The sequence below is a fragment of the Neisseria sp. P0009.S007 genome (assembly GCF_051962515.1).
In genome coordinates this window covers 20,810-27,872 of record NZ_JBQCVF010000013.1, presented here as the reverse complement: position 1 = coordinate 27,872, position 7,063 = coordinate 20,810, and the positions used below count along the sequence as shown (strand labels likewise).

8 protein-coding genes and 1 pseudogene are annotated in these 7,063 nt (G+C 49.2%); 5 read left to right on the top strand and 4 right to left on the bottom strand.

The window, feature by feature from the left end:
- From ACTHS3_RS02920 to ACTHS3_RS02900, 5 genes and pseudogenes are all read left to right on the top strand, one after another.
- A pseudogene (locus tag ACTHS3_RS02920) lies at positions 1–519 on the top strand (polyamine aminopropyltransferase); the annotation flags it as partial.
- Positions 520–686: 167 nt separating this feature from the next.
- Entirely contained in the window at positions 687–1,154 is a 468-nt protein-coding gene (locus tag ACTHS3_RS02915) for an FxsA family protein (protein ID WP_036490296.1), read from the top strand.
- A 178-nt stretch (positions 1,155–1,332) separates the two neighbouring features.
- On the top strand, positions 1,333–3,180 hold the full coding sequence (locus ACTHS3_RS02910) for a transglycosylase SLT domain-containing protein (RefSeq protein WP_440367118.1): 1,848 nt from the start codon (positions 1,333–1,335) through the stop codon (positions 3,178–3,180).
- Positions 3,181–3,457: 277 nt separating this feature from the next.
- Entirely contained in the window at positions 3,458–3,670 is a 213-nt protein-coding gene (gene rpsU / locus ACTHS3_RS02905; RefSeq protein WP_003680926.1) for a 30S ribosomal protein S21, read from the top strand.
- Positions 3,671–3,772: 102 nt separating this feature from the next.
- On the top strand, positions 3,773–4,219 hold the full coding sequence (locus tag ACTHS3_RS02900; protein ID WP_004519479.1) for a GatB/YqeY domain-containing protein: 447 nt from the start codon (positions 3,773–3,775) through the stop codon (positions 4,217–4,219).
- A gap of 63 nt (positions 4,220–4,282) precedes the next feature.
- Here the strand turns inward: ACTHS3_RS02900 and accD are convergent, their stop codons facing one another.
- The 4 genes from accD to ACTHS3_RS02880 form a co-directional block, all read right to left on the bottom strand.
- Positions 4,283–5,149: an acetyl-CoA carboxylase, carboxyltransferase subunit beta gene (accD, locus tag ACTHS3_RS02895; protein WP_222570393.1), complete on the bottom strand. Its 867-nt coding sequence runs from the start codon at positions 5,147–5,149 to the stop codon at positions 4,283–4,285.
- 74 nt (positions 5,150–5,223) lie between these two features.
- Positions 5,224–6,009: a tryptophan synthase subunit alpha gene (gene trpA / locus ACTHS3_RS02890; RefSeq protein WP_440367116.1), complete on the bottom strand. Its 786-nt coding sequence runs from the start codon at positions 6,007–6,009 to the stop codon at positions 5,224–5,226.
- 307 nt (positions 6,010–6,316) lie between these two features.
- Entirely contained in the window at positions 6,317–6,664 is a 348-nt protein-coding gene (locus tag ACTHS3_RS02885) for a hypothetical protein (RefSeq protein WP_440367114.1), read from the bottom strand.
- On the bottom strand, positions 6,648–6,950 hold the full coding sequence (locus ACTHS3_RS02880; protein ID WP_003680933.1) for an integration host factor subunit alpha: 303 nt from the start codon (positions 6,948–6,950) through the stop codon (positions 6,648–6,650). The genes ACTHS3_RS02885 and ACTHS3_RS02880 overlap by 17 nt, the downstream gene beginning before the upstream one ends.
- Between the last annotated feature and the right edge of the window lie 113 nt (positions 6,951–7,063).

Here is a 7,063-nt window from a genome sequence, read left to right as displayed (position 1 = left end):
CAAGGCTCGCTGTCCCATCCCAAAATGCACGTCGTCAACGACGATGCCGCCAAATGGCTGGAAGGGTCGTCTGAAAAATTCGACGTTATCATCATCGACCTGCCCGACCCCTCCAATTTCTCGCTGGGCAAACTCTACTCCGTTCCCATGTACCGCCTCGTCGCCCGCCATCTTCAGCCGCAGGGCAAAATCGTCGTCCAATCCACCTCGCCTTATTTCGCCCCCAACGCCTACTGGTCGGTCGTCGCCACCCTCGAAGCCGCCGGCCTTTCTACCGCGCCTTATCACGTCTACGTCCCCTCCTTCGGCGAATGGGGATTTGTGTTGGCAGGCTTCGATAAGCAATTCCCCGTCCCGCAAAAATTCGACGTTCCCACACGTTATCTCAACGCCCAGACCGCCGCCGAAATGTTCCGCTTTCCGCCCGATATGGCAAGGCGCAAGGTTGAAGCAAATTATTTGAACAACCAAATCCTCGTCAGCTATTTTGAAAGCGATTGGAACAATGTGATGCGATAGAATATCTAAAGGCCGTCTGAAACATCAGTCTTCTTTTTATCTCCGTTCAGACGGCCTCATCGTCCGTTTACCCTTTTTCACACAGCATTTGCTTGAAAAAATAAGGTTTATCTTTATCTAGATAAAACACAATTGACACTATCCGTTGAATGAAGGAACAAACACTTATGCAGTATTTTGGAATCGGTTTTTTGGTTTTAATCTTTTTGGAAATCATGTCCATCGTCTGGGTTGCCGACTGGATAGGTGGCGGCTGGACGCTGTTTGTGATGGCCGTCAGCTTTATCAGCGGTATCTTTATGCTGCGCCATACCGGTATTTCCGGCCTTTTGCTCGCAGGCGCAGCCGTCCGCAGCGGACAAAACATTTCCCTCTATCAAATGCTGTGGCCGATTCGCTATACCGCCGCCGCGGTTTTCCTGCTCAGCCCCGGTTTTATTTCAACCGCCGTCGCCCTGCTCTTGCTGATTCCGTTTAAAGGCAATACGCCCGTTTCTTCTGCACAGTCTTTCCAAAGCCGCCAAACTTACGGCCCTGCCAAAGATGATGAAGACATTATCGAAGGCGAATACACGGTTACGCGCACCGGCAAAGCCGACAAACCGCAAGACTATATCGAACACAAACCCGATTGATGACTTCCTTCATAACAGGCCGTCTGAATTAGGAATACCTCAAAAGTGTTTCATATTTCAGACGACCTGAGTCATTTCCGGGCTTTGAAAATGTAAATATCGGTTTGTAATTCGGTTATTCCGCATAAATCATTTAAAATAAGCAACTATTTTGATTCTAAAAACGACACGGTATCCAATGAACGTTCAACGTCTTTTCCCTCTCTCCCTCAGCTTGATTACCGCCGCTGTTTTATCGGCGTGCGCCACCCAAAACACACCGACTGCTTCGAAAACCGAAAGCGTCGTTCAGCCTAAATCCACTTCTATTCCTTCACGCCGCGCCGACAGCGAATCCAAAGTCCTGTCCGATTACAGCCAATACCAAAGCGCCGTCGATGCCGCCAAACGCGGTGACGATGCTTGGGTACAACAATTTTTATCCCAAGCCAGTGACAGCGCAATGGCTGAAAACGTCCGCAACGAATGGTTGAAAACCTTGGGCGCGCGCGGCCAATGGGATTTATTCCGTCAAGAATTCGGCAAATTGAACGCCGCCGGCGTCGCACAAGAAGTGCAATGTTATGCCGATTTGAGCAGCGGCAATGACAGCAAAGCCGCCGAACTGGTTCGCGTGACCGGCAAACTGCCTGCCGGCTGTACCCGCTTGGTTGAAAGCGCGGCAGCTTCAGGCCGTCTGAACACCAACGATGCATGGCGTCGCGTGCGCGGCTTGTTGAGCAACAGCCAAACCACGGATGCACGCAACCTCGCCGCCGCATTGGGCAGCCCGTTTGAAGGTGGCGCGCAAGGTGCGACCGAATACAGCCTGTTGAGCGTAATCGGCAAAGATGCACGCAAATCCGCTTCTGCCGCCGCTACCCTGTCCGACATGGAATCAGGCCTCAGCCGCGAACAACGCAGCTTCGCATGGGGCGTATTGGGCCACTACCATGCACAAAGCCAAAATATGCCGACCGCTTTGAGCTACTACGGTCGCGTTTCCGACCGCAAACAACTGACCGACGAACAATTGGAATGGTACGCACGCGCCGCTTTGCGTCTGCAACGTTGGGACGAATTGGCAAGCGTGATTCAGCATATGCCTGAAAAACTGCAAAAAGACCCGACATGGCAATATTGGCTGGGCCGCAGCTTTGCCGCACAAGGCAAAAGCAGCCAAGCCAAAGAAATGTATGAAAAAGCTGCCGCTTCCGGCCGCAATTTCTACGCCGTAATGGCAGGTGAAGAACTGGGCCGCCGCATCAATACGCGCAACAATGTTTCCGATGCCGATGCCAGAGACGTCCGCCGTATGAGCGAAGACGGTGCCATCAAACGCGCATTGGTTCTGTTTAAAAACAGCCAAAGCAACGGCGATTCCAAAATGCGCCGTCAGGCACAGGCGGAATGGCGTTTTGCCACCCGCGACTTCAACGAAGACAACCTGCTGACTGCCGCACAAGTCGCTTTCGACAACCAGTTCTACGACATGGCAATCAACAGTGCCGACCGTACCGACCACAAACTCAACTACAAATTGCGCTATATCTCTCCATTTAAAGACCTGACCGTCCGCTATGCCGCACAGGCAGGCGTTGACCCGGCATGGGTTTACGGTTTGATTCGTCAAGAGAGCCGCTTTGTCATGGGCGCGCAATCCAGCGTCGGCGCGCAAGGCCTGATGCAGGTCATGCCTGCAACCGCCCGCGAAATCGCCGGCAAAATCGGCATGAGCAGCAGCGAACTCTACACCATGGACGGCAACATCCGCATGGGTACTTGGTACATGGCAGATGCCAAACGCCGCCTGCAAAATAACGAAGTAATGGCCACCGCAGGCTACAATGCCGGCCCAGGCCGCGCCCGCAACTGGCAGGCTTCTTCGCCTTTGGAAGGCGCCATCTACGCCGAAACCATCCCATTCACCGAAACCCGCGACTACGTGAAAAAAGTCATGACCAACGCGACTTATTACGCGTCATTGTTCAATGAACCGCAAACTTCGTTGAAACAACGTATGGGTACGGTTCCCGCCCGCTATTAATACCCGATATGCCGTCTGAAAAGTGAGACAGAATCAAACGTTCAGACGGCCTGCAATCTTGACAGACTATCGGGTTTATAAGATAATCGCCCGATTGTTTCTGACCGAAAAGGTCACTTGCACGGCAAAAGCCGACTTGTTAGGAGGTGATGTTTACATCACGGCGCGTATCCCGCCCTGCCCTAGGCAAACCAGCGATACAACAACTCCCCCATTATGACAAACCGTCCTCTATTTCTTAAAACGGTTTGATTGAACAAAATTTAAAGGAAATAAAATGCCTGCTATTCGTGTTAAAGAGAATGAACCATTTGAAGTTGCCATGCGTCGTTTCAAACGTGCCGTAGAAAAAACCGGTCTGTTGACCGAACTGCGCGCCCGTGAAGCGTACGAAAAACCAACTACTGAACGCAAACGCAAAAAAGCTGCTGCAGCCAAACGTCTGCAAAAACGTCTGCGCAGCCAACAACTGCCTCCTAAAATGTACTAATTACAGGCCTGCCCTGTGATAAACGACACACCGCAAGGGCAGCTTTGCGGTGTGTTTTGTTTTTCAGACGGCACCTTTTTATTGATATAAAGTGAGCACATTATGAGCCTAAAAACACAATTAACCGAAGACATGAAAACCGCCATGCGTGCCAAAGACCAAGTGTCTTTAAGCACCATCCGCCTGATTAATGCCGCCATCAAACAATTTGAAGTAGATGAGCGCACTGAAGCCGATGACGCAAAAGTCATCTCTATCCTGACCAAAATGGTAAAACAGCGCAAAGACAGCGCCAAAATCTACACCGAAGCCGGCCGTCAAGATTTGGCTGACAAAGAAAACGCGGAAATCGAAATCCTCAATCGCTACCTGCCGCAAATGATGTCCGCAGAAGAAATCAAGACTGTCGTTGAAGCAGTCATTGCAGAAACCGGTGCATCAGGTATGGCAGATATGGGCAAAGTCATGGGCGTATTGAAGACCCGCCTGGCCGGCAAAGCCGACATGGGCGAAGTCAACAAGGTTTTGAAAACCGCATTGACTGCTTAATCCTCAATAATCAAAAAGGCCGTCTGAAATATTATTTTCAGACGGCCTTTCTTATTGTGCCAATCAAGCAGCAGTTACTTTACCTTCATGACGCAACAAAGTAATCAAATCGCTGATACGTTTTTTCATGGAACGGCGATCGACGATTTGGTCGATTGCCCCCTTCTCCAACAAGAATTCTGCACGTTGGAAACCTTCCGGCAAGGTTTCACGTACAGTCTGCTCAATAACGCGCGGACCGGCAAAACCAATCAGCGCATTCGGTTCTGCCAAAACCACATCACCCAAGAAGGCAAAGCTGGCAGACACGCCGCCCATGGTTGGGTCAGTCAATACGGAAATAAACGGCAGACGTTTTTCAGTCAGCAAATGCAAAGCCGCGCTAGTCTTCGTCATCTGCATCAAAGAGTTGACCCCTTCCTGCATACGCGCACCACCGGAAGCCGCCACGCAAATAAACGAACAATTATCTGCAACGGCACGACGTACACCCTGAACGAAACGCTCGCCCACGACCGAGCCCATAGAGCCGCCGATAAAACGGAATTCAAACGCAGCCACCACGACAGGCAGGCCGTTCATGGTGCCTTTCATAACAACCAATGCATCGTCTTCACCGGTTGCTTTACGCGCAGCCGCGAGGCGGTCGGGATATTTTTTACTGTCTTTGAATTTCAGCGGGTCGGTCGGTTTAATATTGGCTGCAATCTCTTCACGGCCTTCTTCATCCAAAAGCAGATTCAAACGTTCGCGCGCAGAAAGCGGATTGTGGTGATTACATTTCGGGCAGACTTCGCTGTTTTGCTTCAACTCGGTTGAATAAACGGTTGCCGAACAAGACGGACATTTGTGCCACAGGCCTTCAGGGACGCTGGACGAACTGCTTCGGTTTTTAATTTTCGGAGGAAGAATTTTATCTAGCCAGCTCATGAATGACTCCTTGGAATTCAGAATTCAGACGGCCTGTTGAATGTAAGGCCGTCTGAAATAATGGAATAAAAAATTTAGCGAATCGCGTCTTTCAACTCTTTAACCAACGCGCCTACTGCTTCGGCCTCGCTACCTGCGTGGCTTTCAATCTCTTTGACGATACGGCTGCCGACAATAACGGCATCCGCTACCGCGCCAATCTTACGCGCACTCTCCGCATTATTAATGCCGAAGCCGACACCGATTGGAATATCAATATATTTGCGCAAAAGCTCTATTTTACGCGAAACTTCTTCAGTATCCAAACTTGCCGCACCGGTTACACCTTTGAGCGATACATAATACACAAAACCACCGGCTACTTTGGCAATCGTTTGAATACGCTCTTCAGTTGTTGTCGGCGCAATAAGGAAAATACAATCAATACCTTGCGCTTTCAACGAGTCATGCAGCGGGGTAATGGTTTCTACCGGGGAATCCACAGTCAACACGCCATCTACGCCCGCGTCGGCAGCCGCTTGTGCAAACGCTTGATAACCCATTTTATGTACTGGGTTCAAATAGCCCATCAAGACAACCGGCGTTTTATCATTGGTTTGGCGGAACAAACGTACTGTTTCCAATACGTCGTGCAAAGAAACATGATTTGCCAACGCCCTTTCGGCCGCACGCTGAATGGTCGGACCATCCGCCATCGGGTCAGAAAACGGCACACCCAGTTCCAAAATATCGGCACCGTTAGCCACTAGGCTGTGCATCAATGCCAAGGTCGTCTCAAGGTTGGGATCACCCACTGTAATATAAGGAATCAGTGCTTTTGCGCCATTAAGCGCTGAGAAAGTTTGTTGGATTCTGCTCATTTTCTGCTATCCATTTCATCGATTTGAATGTTGTCCGACAGCCTAATCTATTCTGCCGTTACATTTTATTGTAAAAAACTTAGTCTGCCGCAAAAAACAAATGGCCGCTTTTCCCAATCGGCAAACAAGAGGCTAAGTATAACATTTACGGCTATTTCATAGAATCATTTGCAATCAAGATTCTGATATTTCGAAAGCAATATAAAACAATAAAGGCCGTCTGAAAACAATTCAAACAGCCTTTACAATAATCAATCATGCAAATCTTTGTATGCCTTCGCACTTTTGATCACAATTTCCTTATCGATTACGGCTCGACATGGTGGTTTTGTTGTTCAGAACCCAGATGACGCTCCAAATCAGACAAAATCTGCATCAGACCATGACGGACTTCTTCCGCATTGGCGGCAGGATTGCCGTTTGCATCCAAAGCGCCACGGCTGAACGTATCGATATACGGTTCAAACGTATCTTTCAGTTTCAACAACTTAACGACATCTGAGCGCGTATATCGATCGCCACCGTATCCAATCACAATATTATTTTCATGTTGCCATTGGGCAAACTGGGCCGGACTGATTTGTACCAATTGGCACATCTCATCCAACGTAAAATAACGCTTGGCAGGAATAACCGGGTTATTGTTGTTTGTCATAGTAATGCTCCACCATGCCTTTGAGTTTTTGGCTGGCATGGAAAGTTACCACACGGCGTGCGGTAATCGGCACTTCTTCGCCGGTTTTAGGGTTACGACCCGGGCGTTGAGGTTTGTCGCGCAATTGGAAATTGCCGAAACCGGAAATTTTAATTTCTTCGCCACGCGCCAAAGTGCTGCGGATTTCTTCAAAAAAGAGCTCGACGATTTCTTTGGCATCATTTTTGGTGACGTTGCTGACTTTGTCGACCAAAATATCGGCCAATTCTGCTTTAGTTAGTGTCATGTGTTTACCTTCATTCAAACTGGTGCAATTATTACCAAAATTCTTTTAAAAATCAAGTCCTCACCAAAAAATCAAATATGATTGGCAATTTTTGGCGACAACTTTTATCTTGT

Coding starts and splice junctions, on each gene's coding strand:
- ACTHS3_RS02900 (WP_004519479.1), top strand. CDS start 3,773: ATGAGCCTAAAAACACAATTAACCGAAGACATGAAAACCGCCATGCGT.
- accD (WP_222570393.1), bottom strand. CDS start 5,149: ATGAGCTGGCTAGATAAAATTCTTCCTCCGAAAATTAAAAACCGAAGC.
- ACTHS3_RS02910 (WP_440367118.1), top strand. CDS start 1,333: ATGAACGTTCAACGTCTTTTCCCTCTCTCCCTCAGCTTGATTACCGCC.
- ACTHS3_RS02880 (WP_003680933.1), bottom strand. CDS start 6,950: ATGACACTAACTAAAGCAGAATTGGCCGATATTTTGGTCGACAAAGTC.
- trpA (WP_440367116.1), bottom strand. CDS start 6,009: ATGAGCAGAATCCAACAAACTTTCTCAGCGCTTAATGGCGCAAAAGCA.
- ACTHS3_RS02915 (WP_036490296.1), top strand. CDS start 687: ATGCAGTATTTTGGAATCGGTTTTTTGGTTTTAATCTTTTTGGAAATC.
- ACTHS3_RS02885 (WP_440367114.1), bottom strand. CDS start 6,664: ATGACAAACAACAATAACCCGGTTATTCCTGCCAAGCGTTATTTTACG.
- rpsU (WP_003680926.1), top strand. CDS start 3,458: ATGCCTGCTATTCGTGTTAAAGAGAATGAACCATTTGAAGTTGCCATG.